Source organism: Actinocatenispora rupis, from assembly GCF_016861975.1.
Taxonomy (GTDB): domain Bacteria; phylum Actinomycetota; class Actinomycetes; order Mycobacteriales; family Micromonosporaceae; genus Actinocatenispora; species Actinocatenispora rupis.
The window spans coordinates 1-24,209 of the sequence record NZ_BOMB01000009.1 but is presented as its reverse complement, the minus strand read 5'-3'; the positions used below and the strand labels follow the sequence as shown (position 1 = coordinate 24,209).

Annotated in this window: 21 protein-coding genes and 1 tRNA gene; 14 read left to right on the top strand and 8 right to left on the bottom strand. The window is 73.2% G+C overall.

Annotated elements, in window-relative coordinates:
* Nucleotides 1-53 precede the first annotated feature (53 nt).
* Nucleotides 54-1,394, bottom strand: coding sequence for an aminotransferase class I/II-fold pyridoxal phosphate-dependent enzyme (locus Aru02nite_RS07840; RefSeq protein WP_239076503.1), 1,341 nt, complete (start codon nucleotides 1,392-1,394; stop codon nucleotides 54-56).
* Between the two features lie 61 nt (nucleotides 1,395-1,455).
* Between Aru02nite_RS07840 and Aru02nite_RS07835 the strand changes: the two genes are divergently transcribed.
* A complete protein-coding gene (locus Aru02nite_RS07835) occupies nucleotides 1,456-2,946 on the top strand; it encodes a CoA-acylating methylmalonate-semialdehyde dehydrogenase (RefSeq protein WP_203656123.1) in 1,491 nt (496 codons plus the stop codon).
* Nucleotides 2,947-2,957: 11 nt separating this feature from the next.
* Nucleotides 2,958-4,301, top strand: coding sequence for an aspartate aminotransferase family protein (locus Aru02nite_RS07830; RefSeq protein ID WP_203656121.1), 1,344 nt, complete (start codon nucleotides 2,958-2,960; stop codon nucleotides 4,299-4,301).
* Between the two features lie 127 nt (nucleotides 4,302-4,428).
* Here Aru02nite_RS07830 and Aru02nite_RS07825 read toward each other — a convergent pair whose 3' ends face one another.
* The 3 genes from Aru02nite_RS07825 to Aru02nite_RS07815 form a co-directional block, all read right to left on the bottom strand.
* A complete protein-coding gene (locus tag Aru02nite_RS07825) occupies nucleotides 4,429-4,986 on the bottom strand; it encodes a dihydrofolate reductase family protein (protein WP_239076502.1) in 558 nt (185 codons plus the stop codon).
* Entirely contained in the window at nucleotides 4,983-5,552 is a 570-nt protein-coding gene (locus tag Aru02nite_RS07820) for a TIGR03086 family metal-binding protein (RefSeq protein WP_203656119.1), read from the bottom strand. Before Aru02nite_RS07820 ends, Aru02nite_RS07825 begins: the two co-directional genes overlap by 4 nt.
* 83 nt (nucleotides 5,553-5,635) lie before the next feature.
* Nucleotides 5,636-7,123 carry an MFS transporter gene (locus Aru02nite_RS07815; protein WP_203656118.1) on the bottom strand — a complete coding sequence of 496 codons (1,488 nt, stop codon included), beginning with the start codon at nucleotides 7,121-7,123 and terminating at the stop codon, nucleotides 5,636-5,638.
* Nucleotides 7,124-7,305: 182 nt separating this feature from the next.
* Between Aru02nite_RS07815 and Aru02nite_RS07810 the strand changes: the two genes are divergently transcribed.
* The 5 genes from Aru02nite_RS07810 (at nucleotide 7,306) to Aru02nite_RS07790 (ending at nucleotide 11,824) form a co-directional block, all read left to right on the top strand.
* A complete protein-coding gene (locus tag Aru02nite_RS07810) occupies nucleotides 7,306-7,677 on the top strand; it encodes a YciI family protein (protein WP_203656117.1) in 372 nt (123 codons plus the stop codon).
* On the top strand, nucleotides 7,674-8,891 hold the full coding sequence (locus Aru02nite_RS07805; RefSeq protein ID WP_203656116.1) for an RNA polymerase sigma factor: 1,218 nt from the start codon (nucleotides 7,674-7,676) through the stop codon (nucleotides 8,889-8,891). The genes Aru02nite_RS07810 and Aru02nite_RS07805 overlap by 4 nt, the downstream gene beginning before the upstream one ends.
* A 255-nt stretch (nucleotides 8,892-9,146) precedes the next feature.
* Complete coding sequence (locus Aru02nite_RS07800) at nucleotides 9,147-9,887, top strand: 3-hydroxybutyrate dehydrogenase (protein WP_203656115.1); 741 nt, start codon at nucleotides 9,147-9,149, stop codon at nucleotides 9,885-9,887.
* On the top strand, nucleotides 9,884-10,705 hold the full coding sequence (locus tag Aru02nite_RS07795; RefSeq protein WP_203656114.1) for an alpha/beta fold hydrolase: 822 nt from the start codon (nucleotides 9,884-9,886) through the stop codon (nucleotides 10,703-10,705). Before Aru02nite_RS07800 ends, Aru02nite_RS07795 begins: the two co-directional genes overlap by 4 nt.
* Before the next feature lie 78 nt (nucleotides 10,706-10,783).
* Nucleotides 10,784-11,824, top strand: a complete 1,041-nt coding sequence (locus Aru02nite_RS07790; protein ID WP_203656113.1) for an alpha/beta fold hydrolase — start codon at nucleotides 10,784-10,786, stop codon at nucleotides 11,822-11,824.
* 55 nt (nucleotides 11,825-11,879) lie between these two features.
* On the opposite strand, the gene Aru02nite_RS07785 is transcribed toward Aru02nite_RS07790, so the two are convergent.
* The gene (locus tag Aru02nite_RS07785) at nucleotides 11,880-13,103 is read right to left on the bottom strand and encodes an MFS transporter (protein WP_203656111.1); all 1,224 of its coding nucleotides are present in this window, start codon (nucleotides 13,101-13,103) and stop codon (nucleotides 11,880-11,882) included.
* Between the two features lie 224 nt (nucleotides 13,104-13,327).
* Here Aru02nite_RS07785 and Aru02nite_RS07780 point away from each other — a divergent pair, with 224 nt between their 5' ends.
* A complete protein-coding gene (locus Aru02nite_RS07780) occupies nucleotides 13,328-16,063 on the top strand; it encodes an AfsR/SARP family transcriptional regulator (RefSeq protein ID WP_203656109.1) in 2,736 nt (911 codons plus the stop codon).
* An 853-nt stretch (nucleotides 16,064-16,916) separates the two neighbouring features.
* On the opposite strand, the gene Aru02nite_RS07775 is transcribed toward Aru02nite_RS07780, so the two are convergent.
* Both Aru02nite_RS07775 and Aru02nite_RS07770 read right to left on the bottom strand, forming a co-directional pair.
* A tRNA-Ala gene (locus tag Aru02nite_RS07775) sits at nucleotides 16,917-16,989 on the bottom strand.
* 75 nt (nucleotides 16,990-17,064) lie between these two features.
* Nucleotides 17,065-17,628, bottom strand: coding sequence for a YqgE/AlgH family protein (locus Aru02nite_RS07770; protein ID WP_203656108.1), 564 nt, complete (start codon nucleotides 17,626-17,628; stop codon nucleotides 17,065-17,067).
* A gap of 500 nt (nucleotides 17,629-18,128) precedes the next feature.
* Here Aru02nite_RS07770 and Aru02nite_RS07765 point away from each other — a divergent pair, with 500 nt between their 5' ends.
* The 4 genes from Aru02nite_RS07765 (at nucleotide 18,129) to Aru02nite_RS07750 (ending at nucleotide 21,692) form a co-directional block, all read left to right on the top strand.
* Nucleotides 18,129-19,142, top strand: coding sequence for a methionine ABC transporter ATP-binding protein (locus Aru02nite_RS07765; RefSeq protein WP_203656107.1), 1,014 nt, complete (start codon nucleotides 18,129-18,131; stop codon nucleotides 19,140-19,142).
* Complete coding sequence (locus Aru02nite_RS07760; RefSeq protein WP_275408604.1) at nucleotides 19,139-19,780, top strand: methionine ABC transporter permease; 642 nt, start codon at nucleotides 19,139-19,141, stop codon at nucleotides 19,778-19,780. The genes Aru02nite_RS07765 and Aru02nite_RS07760 overlap by 4 nt, the downstream gene beginning before the upstream one ends.
* 47 nt (nucleotides 19,781-19,827) lie before the next feature.
* The gene (locus tag Aru02nite_RS07755) at nucleotides 19,828-20,652 is read left to right on the top strand and encodes a MetQ/NlpA family ABC transporter substrate-binding protein (RefSeq protein ID WP_203656103.1); all 825 of its coding nucleotides are present in this window, start codon (nucleotides 19,828-19,830) and stop codon (nucleotides 20,650-20,652) included.
* A 233-nt stretch (nucleotides 20,653-20,885) separates the two neighbouring features.
* Nucleotides 20,886-21,692: an S-methyl-5'-thioadenosine phosphorylase gene (locus Aru02nite_RS07750; RefSeq protein ID WP_203656101.1), complete on the top strand. Its 807-nt coding sequence runs from the start codon at nucleotides 20,886-20,888 to the stop codon at nucleotides 21,690-21,692.
* A 601-nt stretch (nucleotides 21,693-22,293) separates the two neighbouring features.
* Here Aru02nite_RS07750 and Aru02nite_RS37170 read toward each other — a convergent pair.
* Nucleotides 22,294-22,938 (bottom strand): TetR/AcrR family transcriptional regulator, encoded by a 645-nt coding sequence (locus tag Aru02nite_RS37170; protein WP_203656098.1) that lies wholly within the window; start codon nucleotides 22,936-22,938, stop codon nucleotides 22,294-22,296.
* Between the two features lie 42 nt (nucleotides 22,939-22,980).
* On the opposite strand from Aru02nite_RS37170, the gene Aru02nite_RS07740 reads away from it, so the two are divergent.
* Together Aru02nite_RS07740 and Aru02nite_RS07735 are read left to right on the top strand one after the other, a co-directional pair.
* Nucleotides 22,981-23,307 (top strand): rhodanese-like domain-containing protein, encoded by a 327-nt coding sequence (locus Aru02nite_RS07740; RefSeq protein ID WP_203656096.1) that lies wholly within the window; start codon nucleotides 22,981-22,983, stop codon nucleotides 23,305-23,307.
* Between the two features lie 185 nt (nucleotides 23,308-23,492).
* The gene (locus Aru02nite_RS07735; RefSeq protein WP_203656095.1) at nucleotides 23,493-24,179 is read left to right on the top strand and encodes a DedA family protein; all 687 of its coding nucleotides are present in this window, start codon (nucleotides 23,493-23,495) and stop codon (nucleotides 24,177-24,179) included.
* Nucleotides 24,180-24,209: the final 30 nt, after the last annotated feature.

Below are 24,209 nucleotides of genomic sequence, written 5' to 3'. Positions count from 1 at the left end.
CGTCCCGTCCGGTACGCCACGGGCGACATGTCCACGCCGGGTACCGGAACCGGTCAGCGCGGGCTGGCCCAGGCGCCGACGGCGGCCGCCTCCGCGACCCGGTCCGCGACGTCCGCGAAGCCGGTACGCAGCAGCCCGGTGGTCAGCCGCAGGTGCGGCGCCGCGCCCTCCCGTACGTGGAACGGGCCGCCGGCCGCCGCACCGATCCCCACGCTCGCCAGCCGGATCACCGCCGCGGCCTCGTCCCGCACCGGTACCCAGATGTTGAGGCCCTCGCTCCCCCCGACCTCGACGCCGCGGTCGGCCAACCGCCGCACGACCGCTTCCCGGCGACGGGCGTACTCCCGGCGGGCGCGGGCGACCTCGGTGATCGAGGCGCGCCGGGTGAGCAGGTCGAGCAGCAGGTGCTGGAGCAGCCGGCTGGTCCAGCCCTGGCCGAGGAACCGCCGCTCCACGATCGGGTCGATCAGCCGCGCCGGGCCGCCGACCGCGGCGAGCCGCAGGTCCGGGCCGTGCGACTTGGAGTAGCTGCGGACGTGGATGGTGCGGTCCGGCAGCCGGCTGCCGAGGCTGACCGCCGGGTGCGCGGCGATGCCGCCGGCCGAGTCGTCCTCCACCACCACCGCGGCCGACCCGTCGAGTACGGCGGCGAGCTGGCGGGCGCGCTCGGCGGTGAGGGTGGCGCCGGTCGGGTTCTGCGCCCGCGGCTGGAGGAAGAACGCGGCCACGTCGCCGGCCGCGGCGAGCTCGGTGACCACCGGCCCGTCGTCGTCCACCGCCACCCCGACCGGGCGTACGCCGACCGCGTCGAGCAGGTCCAGCAGCGGCGGGAAGCACGGGTGCTCGACCGCGACCCGGTCCCCGAACCGCAGCACCGACGTGGCGATCTCGTCCAGCGCGTCCATCGCGCCGTCCACCACCGTCATCCGCTCCGCCCGGTACGGCCAGTCGTCGCGCAGCGCGTCGAGCAGGTCCGGGAGTACGGGATCGTCGAGGTAGCTGCCGGGGGACGCGGTGACGTGCAGGCGTTGCAGCGCCGGGCCGAGCCCCGGCAACAGGTCCGGATCCGGTACGCCGGTGGACAGGTCCAGCGCGAACGACGTGGACCGCTCCAACGCCCGCCGGTACCGGGTGGGGCCGGGCGCGTGGCGCGGCGCGATCGTGGTGCCGCGGCGCCCGTCGGTACGGATGGTGCCGGCGCGGGCGAGCAGTGCCCAGGCGGAACTGACCGTGGTGGGCGAGAGTTTCAGCTCGGTCGCCACCGTACGGATCGGGGGCAGGCGGTCGCCCTCGCCGAGTACGCCGTCGCGCAGGGCGGCGCTCACCGCGGTCGCCAGGGCGCGGGCGGTGGGCTCGTCGAGCCGCTGTTCGAGGTCGGTCAGGAGCTGCCGCACATTATGTAACATAACATTCAGGCCTTTGTCCGCCCTCCGACCATGACGTACGGTCGGGCTCATGACGACGCGCATTCCGCACTGGATCCACGGCGCGCCCGCGGCGGGCCGCTCCGGCCGTACCAGCCCGGTCTTCGATCCGGCCACCGGCGAGCGGACCGCCGAGGTGGACCTGGCGGACGCCGACGAGGTCGCCGCCGCCGTCGCGGACGCGAAGGCCGCCGCGCGCGCCTGGCGGTCGGCGTCGCTGTCGAAACGTTCGGCCGTACTGTTCGCGTTCCGCGAGCTGTTGCACGCCAACGCCGACGAGCTGGCCCGCACCATCACCGCCGAGCACGGCAAGGTGCTGTCCGACGCGCACGGCGAGGTCGCCCGCGGTCTGGAGAACGTCGAGTTCGCCTGCGGCGTACCGGAACTGGTGAAGGGCGGGTTCAGCGAGCAGGCCGCCACCGACGTCGACGTGTACTCGATCCGCCAGCCGCTCGGCGTCGTCGCCGGCATCACGCCGTTCAACTTCCCGGCGATGGTGCCGCTGTGGATGGCGGCGAACGCGATCGCCTGCGGCAACGCGTTCGTGTTGAAGCCGAGCGAGAAGGACCCGTCGGCGTCGCTGCTGCTGGCCGACCTGTGGCGCCGGGCGGGCCTGCCGGACGGCGTGTTCACCGTGCTGCAGGGCGACAAGGTGGCCGTCGACGCGCTGCTCGCCCACCCGGACGTGGCCGCGGTCAGCTTCGTCGGCTCCACCCCCGTCGCGCGGTCCATCTACGAGACCGGCACCCGGCACGGCAAGCGCGTGCAGGCGTTGGGCGGCGCCAAGAACCACATGGTCGTACTCCCCGACGCGGACGTGGACCTGGCCGCCGACGCCGCCGTGTCCGCCGGGTACGGCGCGGCCGGTGAACGCTGCATGGCGGTGTCCGTGGTCGTCGCGGTCGGCGACATCGGCGACCGGCTGGTCGAGGCGATCGCGGCCCGGCTGCCGAAGCTGCGCATCGGCGCCGGCGCCGACCCGGACAGCGAGATGGGCCCGCTGATCAGCGCCGAGCACCGGGACCGCGTCGCCTCGTACGTGGGGGCGGGCGCGGACGCGGGCGCGCGCGTGGTGGTCGACGGGCGTACCGCGGAGGTGCCGGCGGGCGGGTTCTTCCTCGGCGCCACGCTGCTCGACCGGGTCACGCCCGACATGACCGTGTACACCGACGAGATCTTCGGACCGGTGCTCTGCGTCGTCCGCACCGACACGTACGACGGGGCGCTGGATCTGGTCAACGCCAACCGGTACGCGAACGGCACGGCGATCTTCACCCGGGACGGCGGTGCCGCGCGGCGCTTCCAGTTCGACGTGGAGGTGGGGATGGTCGGCGTGAACGTGCCGATCCCGGTGCCCGTGGCGTACTACTCGTTCGGCGGGTGGAAGGCGTCGCTGTTCGGCGACACCCACATGTACGGGCCGGAGGGCGTCACGTTCTACACCCGCGGCAAGGTCGTCACGTCGCGCTGGCCGGACCCGGCCACCTCGACCGTCGACCTCGGCTTCCCGACGACGCGTTAGGGGTGACGGTGGTGACGTTCGACGGCGAACGGGCCCGCGACCTGGACCGCAGGCACGTCTTCCACTCCTGGTCGGCGCAGGCGCTGGTGGATCCGCTGCCGATCGCGAGCGCCGAGGGCGCCACGTTCACCGACCACGAGGGCCGGCGGTACCTGGACTTCGCCAGCCAGCTCGTCAACGTCAACATCGGGTACCAGCATCCGAAGCTGGTCGCGGCGATCCAGGAGCAGGCGGCCACGCTGTGCACGGTCGGGCCGGGCTTCGCGAACGACGCGCGCAGCGAGGCGGCGCGGCTGATCGCCGAGCTGGCGCCGGGCGACCTGAACCGGGTGTTCTTCACCAACGGCGGCGCCGAGGCCACCGAGAACGCGCTCCGCATGGCGCGGCTCGCGACCGGCCGGCACAAGGTCCTCGCCGCGTACCGCAGCTACCACGGGGCGACGGCGGGCGCGATCACCGCCACCGGCGACCCGCGGCGCTGGGCGAACGAGCCCGGCGTACCGGGGGTCGTGCACTACTGGGGGCCGTACCTCTACCGCTCGGCGTTCCACGCGACGACACCCGAGGAGGAGACCGAGCGGGCGCTCCAGCACCTGCGCGACCTCATCATGGTCGAGGGCGCGGGCACGGTCGCCGCGATCATCCTGGAGACCGTCGTCGGCACCAACGGCGTACTCGTCCCGCCGCCCGGCTACCTCGCCGGCGTCCGCGCCATCTGCGACGAGTACGGGATCGTCATGATCGCGGACGAGGTGATGGCCGGCTTCGGCCGCGCGGGCGAGTGGTTCGCGGTCGACCACTGGGGTGTCACGCCGGACCTGATCACGTTCGCCAAGGGCGTCAACTCCGGGTACGTGCCGCTCGGCGGCGTGATCATCAACGACGCGATCGCGGTGGCGTTCCAGCGGCGCGCGTACCCGGGCGGCCTGACGTACTCGGGGCACCCGCTGGCGTGTGCGAGCGCCGTCGCGTCCATCGGGATCTTCCGCGAGGAGGGCGTGATCGAGCACGCCCGCGCCCTCGGTACCGACGTGATCGGGCCGGAGCTGGCGAAGATCGCCGAGCGACACCCGTCCGTCGGTGAGGTACGCGGGCTCGGCGTGTTCTGGGCGGTGGAGCTGGTCCGCGACCGCGCCACCCGCGAACCGCTCGTACCGTTCAACGCGACGGGCGCGGACGCGGCGCCGATGGCCGCGTTCACCGCCGCCTGCCGGGAACGCGGGCTGTGGCCGTTCACCCACTTCAACCGGACCCACGTGGTACCGCCGTGCACGATCGGCGAACGGGACCTGCGGGACGGCCTCGCCATCCTCGACGAGGCGCTCACCGTCGCCGACCGGTACTGCACCGGCTGACCCGTCAGGTGGTCGTGCGGCGGCGGGTCGTCGCCACGGACCCGGGGAGCAGGCACGCGGCGAGGAACGCGACGATCGGCACCAGCGCGTCGGGCGGCGACGCCGGCGTCGTGACGCAGCGCGGCGCTCAGCCGGCCGGCGGCGCCGGGCGGAACCGGACGTCGACGGCGGCCGCCGGATCGTCGGATCCCAGGCGCCGCAAGCAAACCGGCGTGCCGCCGGGGTTGTCGTACAGCCGGATGCCGTCGCCGAGCAGTACCGGCACCACATGCAGGTCGATCTCGTCGACGAGCCCCAGCGCGAGCAGCTGCCGGCCGATCGTCGGCGACAGCACCTCGACGTTCCGGCCACCGGCCGCGTCCAGCGCGATCCGTACCGCCTCGGCGGGGTCGCAGTCCAGGAACGTGACGCGGTCGGCCGGCGCCGCGTCCTCCGGGTGGTGCGTCAGGACGAACACCGGACCGCGGAACGCGCCGCCGTACACGGACTCGGCGTCGGGGAAGGCGTCCCAGCCGTCCCGGCCACCGAGTACGGCACCGGTCGTCGCCACGTACTCGTCGACCAGGCCGGGGCGGAACGTCGCGCCCGCCATCCAGTCCATGCCGTGCCCCGGGCCGGCGACGAAGCCGTCCAGCGACATCGTGAAGTGCCACAGCACCTTGCCGTCCGCCGTCTGCGGTGTCACGCCGCACCGCCGACCGTGCCGCGGGGGCGCCGCCCGGTCACCGCGACCACCTGGTCGATCAGCGGGCTGCCGGCGGGTACCGCGACCGGCGGACCCCACAGTTCCGGTACGGGCGCCTGCGGGACGAACGCGGTCACGTGCGCCAGGCAGTCCCGCAGCGTCGCGTCGGGCAGCGCGAACGGCTGGCCGGTCGCCTCCGCCAGATCCCACCCGTGTACGACCATCTCGGTGAACGCGATCCGGCCCCACAGCTCGTTGCTGAGGTCCGGACCGTCCGCCGGTGCCGTACTCCCCTGCCACGCGGCCGGATCCCGCCACGCCGCGGCCAGCGCCACGACGTGTGCGGCGACGCGCTCGCGCCAGTCCCCGACCAGGTCCGTCACCGGCCCGTCCGCCCCCGGCGACCCGCCCGCGAGCGCCGCGAAGCCGTGCGCCACCCCGTCCACGTGCCGGACCAGATCCGACACCGAGTACTCGGTGCACGGGGTCGGCGCGCCGAGGTCGGCGTCGGACACCCCCGCGACCAGCGCGGTCATCTGCCGGCAGGCCGGCTCGACATCGATCACGGTTCCTCCTCGTCGCGACGTGGCGCCCGGCCGGCGCCCACACCACGGAACGACCGGCGGGCGACCGGAAACTCATCGCGACGCTACGAACCGACGGCCGCGGCCTCCGGTACGGCGGCGTCCCGCGGCGCGCGCCCCAGTACGAGGACGAGGACGGCCAGGCCGACGAACAGGGCGGCCGCGACCATTCCGGTGACGTGCACGCTCACCGTGAACGCGGCCCGCGCGGCGTGCAGCAGCGCCGCGCCCCGGCCGGCGGGCAGGTCGTGGCTCGCGGCGAGCGCGGCGGCCAGCGAGTCGGACGTACCGCCCATCCGGGACCGGTACACCACGGCGGCCAGTACGCCGAGCAGCGCGAAGCCGAGCGAGCCGCCGAGGTAGTTCCCGGTCTCGGACATCGACGCCGCGGATCCGGCCCGATCCGGCGGCACCGACCCCACCACCAGCCCGGTACCCAGGGCGAACAGTGGGCCGGCGCCCAGCGCGAGGACCGTGATGCCGGCGAGTACCAGGGGGAGGGTGGCGGGGCCGCCGGCGGTGCCGAGCAGGAGCGCGCCGCACGCCGAGACCAGCAGGCCGCCGCCGATCGCGACCGGCGGCGTCATCCACCGGGTCAGTACGGGCGCGGCGAGGGTGCCGGCGGCGCTGCCCAGCCCCATCGGCGCGAACAGCACCGCCGACGCGAACGGCGAGTACCCCAGCACCCCCTGGAGGTACTGCGTGACGAGCAGGCCGGTGCCGGCCATCGACACGCCGGCGAACACCAGCCCGACGAGTACGGCGGTGAAGGAGCGGTTACGGAGCAGCCGCAGGTCCAGCAGCGGCGTACGCGACCGCAGCTGGCGGCGTACGAAGGCCGCTCCGGCGGCGGCGCCGACCGCCAGCGCCCCCACCGGTACGACACCGGGGCCGGCCACGGCGAGCTGCTTGATCCCGTACACGAGGGGCAGCATCGCGGCGAGCGACAGCGCGACGCTCGCCGGGTCGAGCCGGCGCGTCCGCCCGGCCCGGAACTCCGGCAGCAGCACCGGCCCGGCCGCCACCACCAGGGCCATCACCGGTACGGCGGCGAGGAACACCGAACCCCACCAGAAGTGCGCGAGCAGGAAACCGGCGAGTACGGGGCCGAGCGCGCCGCCGGTGAACTGGCCGGTCGCCCAGATCGCGACGGCCCGGCCGCGCGCCCGCCCGGCCGGGAACATGGTCGTGATCAGCGCCAACGTGCACGGCGCGAGGGTCGCGCCGGCGGCGCCCAGCAGCGCGCGGACCACGATCAGCGTCAGCGGGTCCGGCGCGAACGCCGCCACCACCGACAGCACCCCGAACGCCGCGGCGCCGGCCGTCAGCAGCCGACGGCGGCCGATCCGGTCGCCGAGCGTACCCATGGTGATGACGAGGCCGGCGACGACGAAGCCGTAGCTGTCGCTGATCCACAGCTGCTCGACGCCGCTCGCGCCGAGGTCCGCGGCGAGCCGCGGCAGCGCCAGCAGCAGTGCCGTCAGGTCCATCGCGACGACCAGCGTCGGCAGCATCAGCAACGCCAGTCCCAGCCATGCCCGGTTGTACCGCATGAGCAGAATCTCCCTGTACTCGCGTACGTTCCACCCGGTGGTCGGAGCGGCGGCCGCGGTCTTGACACGGCCCGGCGACAACTCGTGCGAGAGTTCGTGGTGGCGATGTCAAGACGGCGGGACCGGCTCCGACCACTCGGCGTACGGGCCCGGCCGGGCCCCGCGTACCCGAGGAGTCCGCGATGCAGTTCCTGATCAGCATGCACATCAACCCCGCCGTACTGGACGCGTTGACCGACGAGGAGAAGGCGGCGATCGGCACCGGGCACGGCGCGTTCATCGAGGACCTGAAGGCGTCCGGTGAGCTGATCACCACGCAGGCGCTGGTCGACCCGTCCCAGGCCGCCGTCGTCTCCGTACGCGACGGGCAGCCCGTCGTCACCGACGGCCCGTACCTGGAGGCGAAGGAGTACCTGGGCGGTTTCTACCTGGTCGACTGCGAGAACCGGGAACGCGCGATCGAGCTCGCCGCGCGCATCCCGGACGCCGCGATCGACGGCCTGGGCGTGGAGGTCCGGCAGGTGATGTTCGCCGACGGACTCCTCGACGCATGACCGCACCACCCGTCGAGGACCTGCTGCGCACGCTCGCGCCGCAGGTCCTCGGCACCCTCGTCCGCCGGTACGGGCGCTTCGAGGGCTGCGAGGACGCCGTGCAGGAGGCCGTACTCGCCGCGGTCGTGCAGTGGCCGGCCGAGGGCGTACCGGACAATCCGCGCGGATGGCTGGCGACCGTGGCCTCCCGCCGCCTCATCGACCAGGTACGCAGCGACCACGCCCGGCGGGAACGCGAGTCGGCGACGGCCGCCGAGACCGTGCCGGCGGACGTACCGGACGCCGACGACACGCTGGTGCTGCTGTACCTGTGCTGCCACCCGACGCTCACCCCGGCGTCGCAGACCGCGCTCACGCTGCGCGCCGTCGGCGGGCTCACGACCGCCGAGATCGCCCGCGCCTTCCTCGTACCGGAGGCGACGATGGCGGCGCGGATCAGCCGGGCCAAGCAGCGCATCCGGGCCGCCGGCAGCACGTTCCGGCTGCCCGACGAGGTCGAACGCGCCGAGCGGCTGCGGGTCGTCCTGCACGTGCTCTACCTGATCTTCAACGAGGGGTACACGGTGTCGGCCGGCGCCGGGCTGCACCGTACGGACCTTGCCCGGGAGGCGATCCGGCTGACCCGGATGGTGCGCGCGCAGCTCCCGGACGACGACGAGGTGACCGGACTGCTCGCGCTGATGCTGCTCACCCACGCCCGCCGCGCCGCCCGTACCACCGCGACCGGTGACCTCGTCCCGCTCGCCGACCAGGACCGTACGGTGTGGGACCGCGCGCTGATCGACGAGGGCACCGCGCTGGTCAAGGAGGCGCTCGCCGGACCCGACCTCGGGCCGTACCAGTTGCAGGCCGCGATCGCCGCCACGCACGCCGACGCGGCCACCGCCGCCGAGACGAACTGGGCGCAGGTGCACGCGCTCTACCTGATCCTCGAACGCATCGCGCCCAACCCGGTCGTCACCCTCAACCGCGCGGTCGCCCTCGCCGAGACGGACGGCCCGGCCGCCGGACTCGCCTTGTTGTCCACATTGGACGGTGATGCGCGGATGGCCGGGCACCACCGGCTCCTGTCCGTCCGCGCCCACCTCCGCGAACGTGCCGGCGACCGGGCCGGCGCGTACGACGACTACCGGGCTGCCGCCAAGGCCACCGCCAGCCTCGCCGAACAGCGCCACCTGGAGTCCCGCGCCCGCCGGCTGCGCCGTCCACAGTAGACACGTCCGGTGGTGCGGAGGGAGTCGTGGCGCGGACATCGGTCGCTGAGCCCGGCTGGCCCGGCCCCGGCGAAGACGACGACCGACGGGCCCAGCGGCTGCGGGTCCGTGCCGCTCCCCGCGGCGCCGGGCGAACGGCACCCCGGACACCTGCCGCACCGCCGTACCCCGGGCGGTGCGGTGGATTGACGGGGTGCGGGGCGGGCGTGACCATGGGGTGATGCGGGTGCCGGGGGCGGCGGTTCGGGGTGCGGGATGGGGCTGAGCGGGCGTACGGCGGTGGTGACCGGTGCGGCGTCGGGGATCGGCGCGGCGTGCGCGGCGCGGCTGGCGGCGGACGGTGCCGCGGTGGTGCTGGTCGACCGGGACGACCGGGTCCGGGCTGCCGCGGAGCGGTTGGGGGGACAGGCGCTCGTCACGGACCTGACCGACACCGCAACGCTGTCCACAGTGGACCTTGACGCGGACGTCCTGGTGAACTGCGCGGGCATCCAGTACGTGGCGCCGGTGGAGGAGTTCCCGCCGGACCGGTTCCGCGAGATCATGACGCTGATGGTGGAGGCGCCGTTCCTGCTCGCCCGCGCACTGCTGCCGGGCATGTACGCGCGCTCGTGGGGTCGCGTCGTGCACGTGTCGTCGGTGCACGGGCTGCGCGCCTCGGCGTACAAGAGTGCGTACGTGGCGGCGAAGCACGCGACCGAGGGGCTGTCGAAGGTGATCGCGCTGGAGGGCGGGCCGCGCGGCGTCACGTCGAACACCGTCTGCCCGGCGTACGTGCGGACTCCGTTGGTGGAGGGGCAGATCGCCGCGCAGGCCGCCGCGCACGGCATCCCGGAGTCGCGGGTGGTCGAGGAGGTCATGCTGACCGAGCCGGCCATCAAGCGCTTGATCGAGCCGGACGAGGTGGCCGCGGCGGTCGCGTACCTGTGCTCGCCGGAGGCGTCGTTCGTCAACGGTACGTCCCTGGTCATCGACGGTGGATGGAGTGCGCGGTGAGGATTCCGGTCGCGGGCGGCGAGCTGACCGTACGGGTGTGGGGCGACGGGCCGCGTACGGTGCTGGCCCTGCACGGCATCACCGCGAACCATCTCGCCTGGCGCGCGGTGGCGGACCGGATCCCGCCCGGGATCCGTGTGGTGGCACCGGATCTGCGTGGCCGCGGCGACTCGACCGCGCCCGGACCGTACGGGATGGCCGCGCACGCCGCCGACGGGATCGCCGTGCTCGACGCGCTCGGGGTGGACACCGCGGTGGTGGCGGGGCACTCGATGGGCGGCTTCGTCGCGCTCGTACTCGCGGACCTGTTTCCGGCGCGGGTGTCCCGGCTGGTCCTGGTGGACGGCGGCCCGCCGCTGCCGATGCCGCCGGGCGACACCGACGACGAACGGATCGAGGCGGTGATCGGCCCGGCCGCGACACGGCTCGCGATGCGGTTCGCGAGCGTCGAGGCACACCGCGACTTCTGGCGCCGGCATCCCGCGCTCGGCGACTGGACGCCGGACATCGAGTCCTATGTGGACTACGACCTCACCGGTACGCCACCGGAACTGGCGAGCAAGGTGTCCGCCGACGCGGTGCGCGCCGACTCGGTCGACACGTTCGCCGGTACCGCGTTGCGCGGGGCGTGGGAACGGCTGCGGCACGACGCCGTACTGCTGCGCGCGGAGTACGGGATGCTCGGGGCGAAACCCGCGCTGTACCCGGATCCGGAGGTGCTCGCCGACCGGCTGCCGGTCCGGACGGTCGACGGCACGAACCACTACACGATCCTGCTCGGCGGGGCCGGCGCGACCGCCGTCGCCGCGCATCTCTGACCCGACGGAGGCACCGATGTGTCGCATGTGGACTGTCGTGGAAGCGCTGCGCCACAAGGAATCCAAGGGGAGCGCGCGATGATCCCGCTGCTGCCCGGCGTCACCGCGCGCCGGGTCGACACGACACGGCTGGGCGTCAACGTACTCACCGTCCCGGGTCGTACCGGTGCGCCGGTGCTGTTCGTGCACGGCAACGTGTCGTCGGCCGCGTTCTGGCAGGAGACGATGCTGGCGCTGCCGGACGGGTACCGGCCGATGGCGGTGGACCTGCGGGGTTTCGGTGACACCGACCCGGCGCCGGTCGACGCGACCCGCGGGCTCGACGACTACGCCGACGACCTCGCCGCGCTGGTGTCCACACTGGACCTCGCCCCGGTGCACCTGGTCGGCTGGAGCCTGGGCGGCGGCGTACTGCTGCGGTACCTGCTCCGCGCGCCGGCCGCGATCGCGTCGCTGACGCTGGTGAATCCGGTGTCCCCGTTCGGTTTCGGCGGGACGCGCGGCGTCGACGGCGTGCCGTACGACCCGTCCGGCGCGGGATCCGGTGCGGGCACGGCGAACCCGGAGTTCGTCCGGCGGCTGGCGGACGGCGACACGGGCGACGACTCGCCGCTGTCGCCCCGGCAGGTACTGCTCGCGCACTACGTGAAGCCGCCGCACGTACCGGCACACCTGGACATGCTCGTCGCGTCGATGCTGTCCACCCGGACCGGCGACGACCACTACCCGGGCGACAGCGTACCGACCGAGGTGTGGCCGGGCATCGCGCCGGGCAGCCGCGGCGTGCTCAACACCATGTCCCCCAACCACTTCCGGATCGCCGATCTGTCCACAGTGGACCCCAAGCCCCCGGTACTCTGGCTGCGCGGCGCGGACGACGTGATCGTCTCCGACACCTCGCTGTACGACCTGGCGTACCTGGGGCAGCTCGGCGCGGTCCCGGGCTGGCCGGGCGCCGAGGCGTACCCGCCGCAGCCGATGGTGGCGCAGACCCGGGCGGTGCTCGACACGTACGGTGCGTACCGGGAGGTCGTGGTGGCGGACTCCGGGCACGGGCCGCACCTCGACCAGCCGGCCGCGTTCCGCGCCGCGCTGCTCGACCACCTCGCCGCGACCTGACACTGCCGGCGGAACCGCGGCGCCGCGCCGGCCGACTTCCGTTGCGCCACAAGGGTCAGCGGGGCCGGGCGCGGTGCCAGGCCCAGGCGAGCGCGGCGCCGAGGACCACGCCGGCCACCCCGAACGTACCGATGGTGGCGGCGGAGCCGAGGCGGTCGGCGAGGACCCCGCCGAGCAGCGGCGCGAGGCCCATCACGGTGGTGAGGCCCGTGTTGGACACGCCGAGCACCTGCCCGCGCACGTCGTCCGGTACTGCCACGGTCAGCGACGCGGTCGCCTGCAGCAGCGCCACCGTGCCGAGCCCGCCGGCCAGGACGAACAGCACCACCGACACCACGATCCCGGGATGCAGGAAGCAGACCAGCAAGGGTACGGGCGCCAGCAGAGTGAGCGGCGCGGTCAGCCGGGGCCGTACCGACTCGGGCACCCAGCGGGCGTAGCAGAACGCGCCGATTACGCTGCCGAGCGGATCGCTCGCGAGGATCAGGCCCACCGTGAGCGAGCCGCCGCCCAGCACAGCGGCGTACGGCGCGGCGAGCCCCTCGTACACGGGGACGAAGCCGGCCGCCCAGGTGAACAGGACCAGCGCGCGCAGTGTCGCGGTACCGAACGCGATCCGGGCGCCGACCCCGATCGCGGCCAGTGGCGAGCGCCGCGGGCCACCCGACGCGGCGGCCGGCCGCGCCGCGACCCCGTGCCGTACGAGCAGGGCGGACAGCAGGAACGTCAGCGCGTCGACCAGCAGCGCGACGTGCGGATCCACCGCCACCATCAGCGCGCCGCCGCCGGCGAACCCGGCGAGCTGCGCGGACTGCGACGTGATGTTGCGCAGCGCCAGCCCGACCGGGAACCGTTCGCCGGTCAGTACCTGCGGGAGGAGGGCGAGCTGCGCGGCCTTGAACGGCGGGTTCAGCAGGGAGAGGCACGCGACCAGCGCGACCATCACCCCGAGCGGCAGCTGCGGCACCGCGGCCAGCCCCACCAGCGCGAAGCGCGCGACATCCGTCCCGACCATGACCGTACGCCGCGGGAAACGGTCGGCCAGCCCGGTCAGCACCATCCCGCCGAGCAGCGACGGCACGAACGTCATCGCGTACGCCAGGCCGCTGAGCAGCGCGGACCGGGTCTGCCCGTACACGAGGACGGACAGCGCGACCCGGGCGAGCTGGTCGCCGAAGATCGACAGGATCTCCGCAAACCACATCGACCGGAACTCCGCGACCCGGAGTACCGTCCCGAACCCGACCCGGCGCGCCGTCCCCGCCTGCGCGACGTCCATGTCTCCCCCTCCCCGACCCCCGCGTACCAGCCGGCACGGTACGACGGAGGCCTCGCCGGGCCCTGTCACCGCCCTGTCACCGCGACGCACGGGCAGGTCGGATCGGCCCGGACCGGCGCGTCGATATCATCGGGGGCCAGCCCTCCGTCGGAACCGGTCGCCGACCGCCCGTGGCGCCGGGTCGACCGCCGACCCGCGAGCGTGGGCACGGCGAAGGTGGGTGCATGGTCGAGGTGCGGATCGCGCTGCTCGGCGAGTTCGAGCTCCGCGTCGACGGCCACCTCCGGCCCGTCCCGAGCACCCGGCAGCGCGCCCTGCTGGCGACGCTCGCCCTGTCCGCCGGGCGCGTCGTCCCCACCGGGACACTGAGCGAACTGGTCTGGGGCGACGCGCCGCCCGAGCACCCGCGCGCCAACGTGCACACCCTCATCAACCGGGTACGTGCCCGGATCGGCGTGGACACCGTCGGCACCACACCGGGCGGGTACCGGCTGGACCTGCCGGCCGACGCGGTCGACGCACTGCGCTTCCAGCGGCTCGCCGCCGCCGCGGCCGGTCGGCCCGCGGACGAGGCGCGGGCGACGCTCACCACCGCGATCCGGCTCTGGCGCGGCGATCCGCTCGTCGACGCCGGCTCCGACACCCTGCTCCGGGAACGCGCACCGGCCCTGGTCGAGCAGTACCTCGGGGTGGTGGAGCGGCTGGCCGGGCTGCGGCTCGACGCCGGGGACCACGGCCGCGACCTGGTCGCCGAGCTCACCGACCTCACCCGCCGGTACCCGCTGCGCGAGTCGCTGTGGACCTGCCTGGTGACCGCGCTGGCCGCCGCGGGAAGGCCGGCCGACGCGCTGGCCGCGTACCACGAGATCCGGCAACGGTTGGCGGACGAGTTCGGGTCGGACCCGTCGCCGGCGCTGCGCCGGGCGTACGCGGATGTGCTGGCCGAGGACTCCCCCGCGCCGGCCCAGGTCCGGGCGGTACCGCGGCAGCTGCCGCCGGAGACGCACCGGTTCGTCGGCCGGGACGACGACCTCGCGGCCCTGGACGCGGCGCTCGACCGTACGGGCGGGCTGATCGTGCTGCACGGGCCGGGCGGCGTCGGCAAGACCTCGCTGGCGCTGCGGTGGGCGCACCGGATCGCCGACCGGTTCCCGGACGGCCAGCTGCACCTGGACCTCGGCGGGTTCGGCCCCGCCGAACCGCTCGACCCGGCCGCCGCGCTGGACACCGTGCTGCGCGGGCTGGGCGTACCGGCCGCCGAGGTGCCGCGCGAGGCCGCCGAACGGTCCGCGCTGCTGCGTACGCTGCTCGCCGGTCGGCGCGTGCTGCTCGTCCTCGACAACGCCCGGGACGCCGGCCAGGTCCGTCCACTTCTGGCCGGCGGTACCAGCCTCGTCCTCGTCACCAGCCGGAACCAGCTCCGCGGCCTCGCCGTACGCGACGGCGCCCGGCACCGGCCCGTACGCGGGATGTCCGCCGCCGAGTCGGCGACGCTGGTGGCGACGGTCGTCGGCGCCGACCGCGCGCGGGCCGAGCCGGCCGCCGTCGCCGACCTGGCCGAACTGTGCGGCCGGCTGCCGCTCGCGCTCGTCGTCGCCGCCGAGCAGGCCGTCCGGTTCCCCGACACGCCGCTCGCCGGGCTCGTCGCGATGCTGCGTACCGGATCGACGCGGCTCGACCACCTCGCCGAGCCGTACGACGAGGACATCGACCCGCGCACCGTCTTCTCCTGGTCGTACCGGCGGCTCGCGGCGCCCGCGGCACGCGCGTTCCGGCTGCTCAGCCTGCACCCCGGCGGGGACGTCACGACGGCCGTCGCCGCCGCCCTGCTCGGTACCGGACCGGGGCCCGCCCGCGCGCTGCTGGACGTCCTCGTGTCGATGAGCCTCGTCGACAACGACCGGCCCGACCGCTACCACACCCACGACCTGCTCGCCGCGTACGCCGCGGAACTGTGCGCGGCCGAGGAACCGGCCGCCGACCGGCACGCCGCCGAACGCCGGATGCACGACTGGTACCTGCACACGCTGTGGCACGCGCGCGCCGCCGTGTTCTCCGCACCGCCGGCCGCGCCCGACCCGCCCGCCGAAGCGATCCGGCCCGGCACCTTCGACGGCGTCGACGACGCCACCTCCTGGTACCGGGAGACCCGGCGGACGCTCGTCGCGGTCGTCGAGTCCACCGCCGGCGGCGGGTACGACCGGCACTGCTGGCAGCTCGCGTACCTGCTGCGACCGTTCCAGGGGATGGCGCACGACATCGACGACCAGCTGCGTACCACCGAGCTGGCCGTGACCGCGGTCGAACGGTCCGGCGACGACCGGGCCCGCGCCTCGATCTGGCACGAACGCGGCAACGCCCTCAACCACGCCACCCCCGCGCTGGGCGACGACTGGCTGCGCCGGGCCCTCGCCCTCGCCGAACACAACGGCGACCACCACGCCGTCTCCTCCGTGCTGTCCTCCATCGGCGTCCAGCTCACGAACCGGGGCCGGGCCGACTCCGCCATCCCGTACCTGGAGCGGTCGGTGGCCGCCGCCCGCCGCAGCCCTCGACCCCTGCGCCTCGCCCACTCGCTGCTCAACCTCGCCAACGCCGAAGGCACCGCCGGACCGCTCGACTCCGCCGCCGAACACAACACCGAGGCGCTCGCCATCTACCGCCGGCACGGCGCCCCGTACCAGCAGTCGCTCGCCCTCGCCAACCTCGCCGAGAACGCCGTCGACCGCGCCGACCCACACACCGCCATCCGGTACGCGGACGAGTCCCTCGCGCTGCTCGGCGACATCGACGACGCCACCGGGGTCGCCGGAGCGCTCATCGCCAAGGGCCGGGCGCTGCTCATGACCGGCGACCACGCCCCGGCCCGGCACGTACTCCGCCGCGCGCTCACCATCCTCGAACGGTCCGACGACCCCCGCGTCACCCAGGTACGCGAGCTGCTCGACACCATCCGCTGACCGGCGCGAGCGCCCGGCGACAGGTCCGTGACAGGCGCCGCCACTACCTTTCGCGTACGCCGAGCCGAAACGGGTACGCCATGACGGCGGACCGCGGACAGCACGGCGTGCCACCGGGCGTACGCGAGCAGAGAGGGGTACGGCATGAGCAAGGAGCAGTGAGGGCGGACAGTACGGCGACGCGGCGTGCCACCGCGCACCCCGCGTCGCCCCACCGAGACACCTACCGGAGGAGCCGCCCGCGTTCGTGAACCGGTCGCGGCGACAGCTCTTGTCGTCTGCGGTGCACATACGAGGGCGTCACCCGAACTCCTTTCGTTGCTTGTACATGCGGAAAGGAACAGCACGCCGAGAAGAGCGGCACACGGCACCGCCAGTGCGTGACGAATTGCGGGTGATCGTGCGCCCGACACCCATTCCTCGGATCAGGATTCAGGCCGGTACCACCGCGCCGACGTTCGCGAGCCCCACGGTTCCCACCTGCGGAGACGCACCGGGTGTCGCGAGCGCACCACTGTGATCACCAGCCGTTCAGGCCACTGAACCGCGGCACCCGGAGAAGCCACCCTCGTTGACCCGAGACGTACTGCCAGGGAACGGATCCACGTAGCACCGGGCACCGTCCACGCGGCTCGCCGACACCCGCGCGCCAGCATTTTCGACGCTGGACCAGACCGATCGCGGGGTGGTGAAAGATCCGGCGACGGGAGCTTTCCCGGGTTTACCGTCCCGCCGAGTAAGCGGCGCCCGACAATTCCCCGGAGATGAAGGAAACGGCTCGCCGGGGTTCGGTCCGGGCAGGAAAAAGGCCCGCCATCGGAAGGATCCATCCGGTGGCGGGCCTTTGCTGGGGTGGAGCTGAGGGGACTCGAACCCCTGACCCCCACACTGCCAGTGTGGTGCGCTACCAGCTGCGCCACAGCCCCGTACGCGTTGCCCGTGGGCGACGTGCTCCGCAAGTGTACACAGTGGGTCGGGGGGTGGATCGGGGGTGGTCGGGGTCAGTTGAGGGAGGGGTCGGAGGGGAAGAACGCGACGGCGGCGAGCAGTCCGCCCTGGCGTCGCAGCACCATCGGCCACAGGTCGTCCGGACGCGGGAAGAACGCGTCGCCGGGGAGCCCGTCGAAGACCAGCCAGGAGCCGGTGTCGATCTCCGTTTCGAGTTGCCCGGCCTCCCAGCCGGCGTACCCGGAGAAGACGCGGACGCCCTCGATGGCGTCGTTGACCTGCTCGGGGTCGGCGGGCAGGTTGACGGAGCAGACGGGGCCGGCGACGCGGGTGATGCCGCGTACTTCACCGCCGGGGCGTACCCGGGCGAGGCAGATGGCGGCTTCGGGCTGGACGGGCCCGCCTTCGAACACGACGCCGGGTTCGCTGGCCTTGGCGGCCCATGGGCCGAGTGCGTCGATGTCGGTGACGGGAAGTTCGGTGGCGCGGTTGAGGACGACGCCGAGCGCCCCGCCGCGTTCGTGCGCGAGGAGCAGCACGACCGTACGTTCGAAGTTCGGGTCCTTGAGCGACGGGGTGGCCACCAGGAGCCGTCCGGTCAGCGACTCCACCGCCATGTCCCCGACCCTTCCTGCTTCGTGCCGCACGGCGCCTCCCCAAGGTCACGGGCGGGCTACGACCCGCCCCGTGTGCGAACGCTATCGACGCCGACCCCTGCAGGGGAAGCCAACGCAGAGAACCTCAGCTAACAAGATTGTTGAGATCACGGTCACGATCAGTGTCGGAAACTTGTCGTACGTTCCGGTGCGCTGTTTGAATTCGCGGCGTGACAGCCTTCGACGCGATGCGAATGCCCGGCCGATCCGCCGGGTGTTGTTGCCGTGTCCGCTGTTCGATGCGCAGCTCCTGACCCCGGCCGATCGCCGCTGACCCTGCGGTACCGACTCGCGAGAAGACCAGGACTGCCCGTGATCCGCTCGTTCGCCGCGTGTGGCGCGCTGTTGATGCGCTGCCGGCTCGCCCATCTCCGGTACGCGCCGTCCGGTCGCTGACCGCGACCGGCTGCCCGAGTACGTACCCCTCTGCCGCGGTTCGCGGCCCGACCCTATCCGGGATCATGATCGAAACCATTGCTCTGCGTAAGGAGTACTCCGCCGACGGTCGACAGACGACCGCTCTGGACGGGGTCGACCTGTCGGTCGCGGCCGGCGAGGTGTACGGCGTGCTCGGTGCGAGCGGCGCCGGCAAGAGCACCCTGCTGCGCTGCGTGAACCTGCTGGAACGGCCGACCAGCGGCACGGTACGGGTCGCCGGCGAGGAGCTGACCGCCCTCGGCCCGGCCGACCTGCGCGCCGCCCGCCGCCGGATCGGCATGATCTTCCAGCACTTCAACCTGCTCAGCTCGCGTACGGTCGCCGGCAACGTCGCGCTGCCGCTGGAGATCTCCGGCACCGGTACGCGGCGGGAACGGTCCGCGCGCGTCGCCGAGCTGCTGGAGTACGTGGGGCTGGGTGACAAGGCGGAGGCGTACCCGGCGACGTTGTCGGGCGGGCAGCGGCAGCGGGTGGCGATCGCCCGCGCCCTCGCCGACCATCCGCGCGTACTGCTGTCGGACGAGGCGACGAGCGCGCTGGACGCCGACACGACCCGTTCCATCCTGGCGCTGCTGCGCCGGCTCGCCGGCGAACTCGGCCTCACGATCCTGCTGATCACGCACGAACTGGACGTCGTACGCGAGGTGTGCGACTCGGCCGCGGTTCTCGCCGCCGGCCGGCTCGTCGAGTCCGGCACCGTGGCCGACCTGCTCGCCCGCCCCGACTCGGTACTCGCCGCGCAGGCGTTCGCGCCGGTCGCGGCCGACCCGGCGGCGGCGTACGGCGGGCGGGTCGTGCGGGTCGCGTTCACCGGGCAGGCCGACGGCCAGGCCGCGGTCGGCGAGCTGGCCCGACGGTACGAGCTGGACGTGCGGCTGCTGGCCGGGACCGTGCAGACGATCGCCGGGCAGCCGGTGGGCCGGCTCGACCTCGCCCTCGACGGACCCGCCGACCGCATCGACGCCGGGCTCGCCTGGCTCGCCGACCACGGCCTAGCCGTACTCCCGGACGACGCGTGGGCGGAGGTGGCGGTGTGACCGCCGAACTGATCCAGGCGACGCTCGAAACGCTCCAGATGGTCGTGGCGTCGACCGTACTGTCCGCGATCGTCGGCCTGCCCGTCGGCGTACTGCTGGTGCTGTCGGCGCGGGGCGGGCTGCGACCGGCGCCCGTCCTCAACCGGATCCTCGGGCTGATCGTCAACCTCGGCCGGTCCCTGCCGTTCATCATCCTGATGATCGCGGTCATCCCGTTCACCCGACTCCTCGTCGGTACGACGATCGGCTCGGCCGCGGCCATCGTGCCGCTCACCATCGGCGCGATCCCTTTCCTGGCAAGGCTCGTCGAGTCGGCAGTGTCCGATGTGGACCCCGGACTCGTCGAAGCCGCGCAGGCCATGGGCGCGCGTACCGGCCAGATCGTCGGCAAGGTACTGCTGCCCGAGTCGCGGCCCGCGCTCGTCCGCGCCCTGACCGTCACGTTCGTGACCCTCATCGGGTACTCGGCGATGGCCGGCGCGGTGGGCGGCGGCGGCCTCGGCGACCTCGCCATCCGGTACGGCTACCAGCTGTTCCAGACCAACGTCATGGTCGTCACCGTCGTCCTGCTCGTCGTCGTCGTGCAGGTCTTCCAACTCCTCGGCGACCGCATCGCCCGCCGGCTCGACCGGCGCTGACACCCGCACACCCCAGCGAAACCCCTTGGTACGTAAGGAGAAGCAACATGCGTAGACGAGTCCTCGCCACCGGACTGGCCGCGGTCGCCCTCACCGCCGGACTCAGCGCCTGCGGCATCGGCGGCGCCAGCGGCAGCGGTACCGACAGCGACACCATCCTCGTCGGCGCCAGCCCCACCCCGCACGCCGAGATCCTCAACTACGTCGCGAAGAACCTCGCGCCCAAGCAGCACCTCACCGTCAAGGTCAAGGTCTTCAACGACTACGTCCAACCCAACGTCGCGCTCCAGGACGGCAGCCTCGACGCCAACTACTTCCAGCACAAGCCGTACCTCGACGAGTACACCAAGGCGCACGGCGGGGACTTCGTGTCCGTCGCCGCCGTACACATCGAGCCGCTCGGCCTGTACTCGAAGAAGGTCACCAAACTCGCCGACCTCAAGTCCGGCGCCACCATCGCCATCCCCAACGACCCGTCCAACGGCGGACGCGCCCTCAAACTCCTCGCCGACCAGGGGCTGCTCAAGCTCAAGTCCGGGGCCGGCGTCACCGCCACCGAGAAGGACATCGTCGCCAACCCCAAGAAGCTGACCTTCAAGCCGCTCGAAGCCGCACAGACCGCGCGGGCGCTCGACGACGTCGACGCGTCCGTCGTCAACGGCAACTACGCGCTCGCCGTCAAGCTCGACCCCGCCAAGGACGCGCTCGCGCTCGAATCCGCCAAGAACAACCCGTACGCGAACCTGCTCGTCGTCAAGAAGGGCCACGAGAACGACGCCAAGGTCAAGAAGCTCGCGGCGCTGCTGACCTCGCCCGAGGTCAAGAAGTACATCGAGGACAAGTACCACGGGTCGGTGCTGGCGGCGGAGTGAGCGTGCGCTGATCGGTGCGTAACTGGACATACCGCACTTTGTTCAATTGTTCAACTGTCTCATTGTTCAACAGTTGAACAATTGAACAATGACACAATTGGACAATCTGCGGTAACAAGATCCACTTCGGGCTCGGCGCCACCCCGCGCCGGGCCCGACCCATCCACACCCCCGCGCCCTCCCGTACGACCAGTAGGGTTCGGCGCTGAGGCTGGCGCGACGGAGGGACGGGCATGGTCGAGCAGGTCGCCGAGGTCGGTGTGATCGGCGGTTCGGGGCTGTACGCGCTGCTCGACGACGTGGTCGAGCACCGGGTCGAGACGCCGTACGGGCCGCCGAGCGATCCGGTGATGGTCGGCGAGGTCGGTGGCCGTCGGGTGGCGTTCCTGCCGCGGCACGGACGCGATCACCGTTTCCCACCGCACCTCATTCCGTACCGGGCGAATCTGTGGGCGTTGCGTTCGCTGGGTGTCCGGCAGGTGTTGGCGCCGTGCGCGGTGGGTGGGCTGCGCCCGGAGCTGGGTCCGGGCACGTTCGTGTTGCCGGACCAGTTGGTGGATCGCACGAGTGGCCGCACGCAGACGTACTACGACGAGGGCGCGGTGCACGTCTCGTTCGCGGACCCGTACTGCCCGGTGGGGCGGGCGACGGTGCGCGCGACGGCGGCTGAGTCCACTGTGGACATCGTGGACGGCGGCACGATGGTGGTGGTGGAGGGCCCGCGCTTCTCGACCCGGGCCGAGTCGCAGTGGTACGCGGGGCTCGGCTGGTCGGTGGTGAACATGACCGGCCACCCCGAAGCGGTACTCGCGCGCGAGTTGGCGCTCTGCTACACGCCGATCGCCCTGGTCACGGACCTGGACGCGGGGATCGAGAGCGGCGCCGGGGTGAGCCAGGAGGAGGTGTTCCGCGTGTTCGGCGAGAACACCGAGCGCCTGCGTACGCTGCTGCTCCGGGTAGCGGCGGCCCTCCCGACCGAGCGCACGTGCGACTGTGCGCACGCCCTCGACGGCATCGACACCGGCCTGCCCCTCCCGTAACGGCCGTCGCCGGGCCGGCCGAACAGCGCACCCGCTGGCGAACCGCAGTGCGGATGCGTCGGCCCGGCCAGCAGCGCCCCGACGTCCCCCGGCCGCCAGCCCAGTCGGCCGGAGCAACGACACCGCGACCGAACCGGCACACGTTGCGGACACGGGCACACCCGCAACCCCGACGCCCGCCCTGACCAACCGCGGCCGCCAGGCAATCCGAGTACCCACGGCGCCGGCGTAGAACCTGCGAGGCGGCCGGGCCAGCTCCAGCTGTTCCGGCCTGGCCGGTGACACGGGGTGGTCCACAGCGTCGGTGGCGAGGAGACGCTGCGCCGCGGTTCCCCAGGCGACGTCTCTCGACGGAGAGACCGCCGCAGAGTCCGTCGACGGCATCACGACCAGCTCGCCTGCCACAACCGTCCACCGCCACCAGGCAGCCACGCCACGCCACGCCACGCCACGCCACGCCACGCCACGCCACGCCACGCCACGCCACGCCACGCCGAAGCGCATACCCGAAGACGCGCACACGCTCGACAGCAGCGACACCTCCACGTTGGGCCTGGACGACCCCGGCCGCCAAGCCAGCCGAAAGCCGACGCCACCGCCGTCAGCCGAGCAGGGCGGTGACGAGGCTGTCGAGTGCGTCGACGGTGCGCCGCCAGGGGTACTCGTCTCGCAGCGCGGCGCGCAGGTCGCCGCCGAGCGGCGCGAGCAGCGCGTGTGCCAGGTACTCGTGGTCGAGGTCGGGTCGGGCGGCGCGGATCTGGATGGCGACGTGCCGGTGCCAGAAGCGGTAGGCGCCGATGCGGTACCGGGCGCCGGCGCTGGCGGTTTCGGAGACGCGTACGAGGTCGAGGTGGGTGTCGAGGAACTCGGCGTACGCGGCGAGGAAGGCGCGGAGCCGGTCGGCGGGTGGCGCGCCGGGGCCGAGTGGGGGTGGGCCGCCGAGGATCGCGGCCTGGAGGACGCTCTCGCGGGCGTCGAGTACGGCGACGGCGAGCCCGGACCGGTCGCCGAACCGCCGGAACAGGGTGCCTTTGCCGACGCCGGCGGCGGTGGCGACGGCGTCCATGGAGACGGCGCCGACGCCGTGTTCGGCGAAGAGCCGTTCGGCGGCGTCGAGGATCTTGGCGCGGTTGCGTGCGGCGTCGGCGCGGGTGGCGGTGGGTGGCGCGGGCGCGGCGAGGCGCAGCAGTTCGTCGTGGTCGTTGTCACTTGCAGAACCGGACTGTGGTCCGTTAACGTCGTCCATCGTAACTGGACTGTAGTCCGATTAACCGGAGGTACGCCAGCCATGACCGCACTCATCACCCGCGACGAGCTCCGCGCCGAGATCGACGCCGGCACCGTCACCGTCGTCGACGCCCTCGGCGGGGAGTACTGGGCGAAGCAGCACCTGCCCGGCGCCGTACCCCTGGTCGAGGCGGACGTCGCCGCGCGCGCCGCCGACCTGCTGCCCGACCGGAACGCCCGGATCGCCGTCTACTGCACCAACCCGTCCTGCCCGAACAGCCAGGCCGTCGCGACCGCGCTGACCGGGCTCGGCTACACCGACGTCCGCAAGTACCGGGAGGGCATCGAGGACTGGACCGGCGCCGGACTGCCGACCGAGTCCGCCTGACGACGGGTCCGCCGCGGCGACCGGGTCACTCCCCGCCGCGGCGGAACCCGCCCGGTACGTCCCGCCCGCGGCGCGGACATCCGGAGAAACCCGGGTCGGTTCAGGGTGAATCCCCACCCGTGGCTGGATGACACGGCGCGACGCTCCGCATAGCTTGGGTGCCAACCAATTCCCGGAGGTACGCGGTGCACAGCGTGGAAGCCTGGCTCGGCTCGATCCCGCCGATCGCCGTGTACGGCCTGCTCCTGCTGATCATCGGCATCGAGAGCATGGGCATCCCGCTGCCCGGCGAGATCGCGCTGGTCAGCGCGTCGCTACTGGCGTCGACCGGCGCGGTCAGCCCGTGGGGCGTGGCCGGCGCCGCCGCGGCCGGCGCGATCATCGGCGACTCGATCGGCTACCTGATCGGCCGGCGCGGCGGGCAGGCCCTGTTCGCCCGGCTCGGCCGCCGCTTCCCGAAACATCTCGGTCCGGACAAGATCGCCCGTGCCGAACTCGCGTTCCACCGCCACGGCGTCTGGGCCGTGTTCTTCGGCCGCTTCGTCGCCCTGCTCCGCATCCTCGCCGGCCCCATCGCCGGTTCGCTGCGCATGCCGTACTGGAAGTTCCTCATCGCGAACGCCACCGGCGGCATCTTCTGGGCCTCCGCCACCACCGCGGTCATCTACTTCCTCGGCCGCGCCGCCGAGCGCTGGCTCAGCGACTTCTCCTGGGCCCTCCTCGCCCTCGTACTCCTGGGCGGAGCCGTCACCGCCCTCGTCGTACGCCGCCGCGCCCAGCGCCTCGCCGAATCCGAACCCCCAGAAGCCGACCCCGACCCCACCCCCGTCCACGCCACCACCACCCACAACGACACACCCCCCACCCCCTGACCCCCAAGTACCGCCACCGCAGCAAGGCAG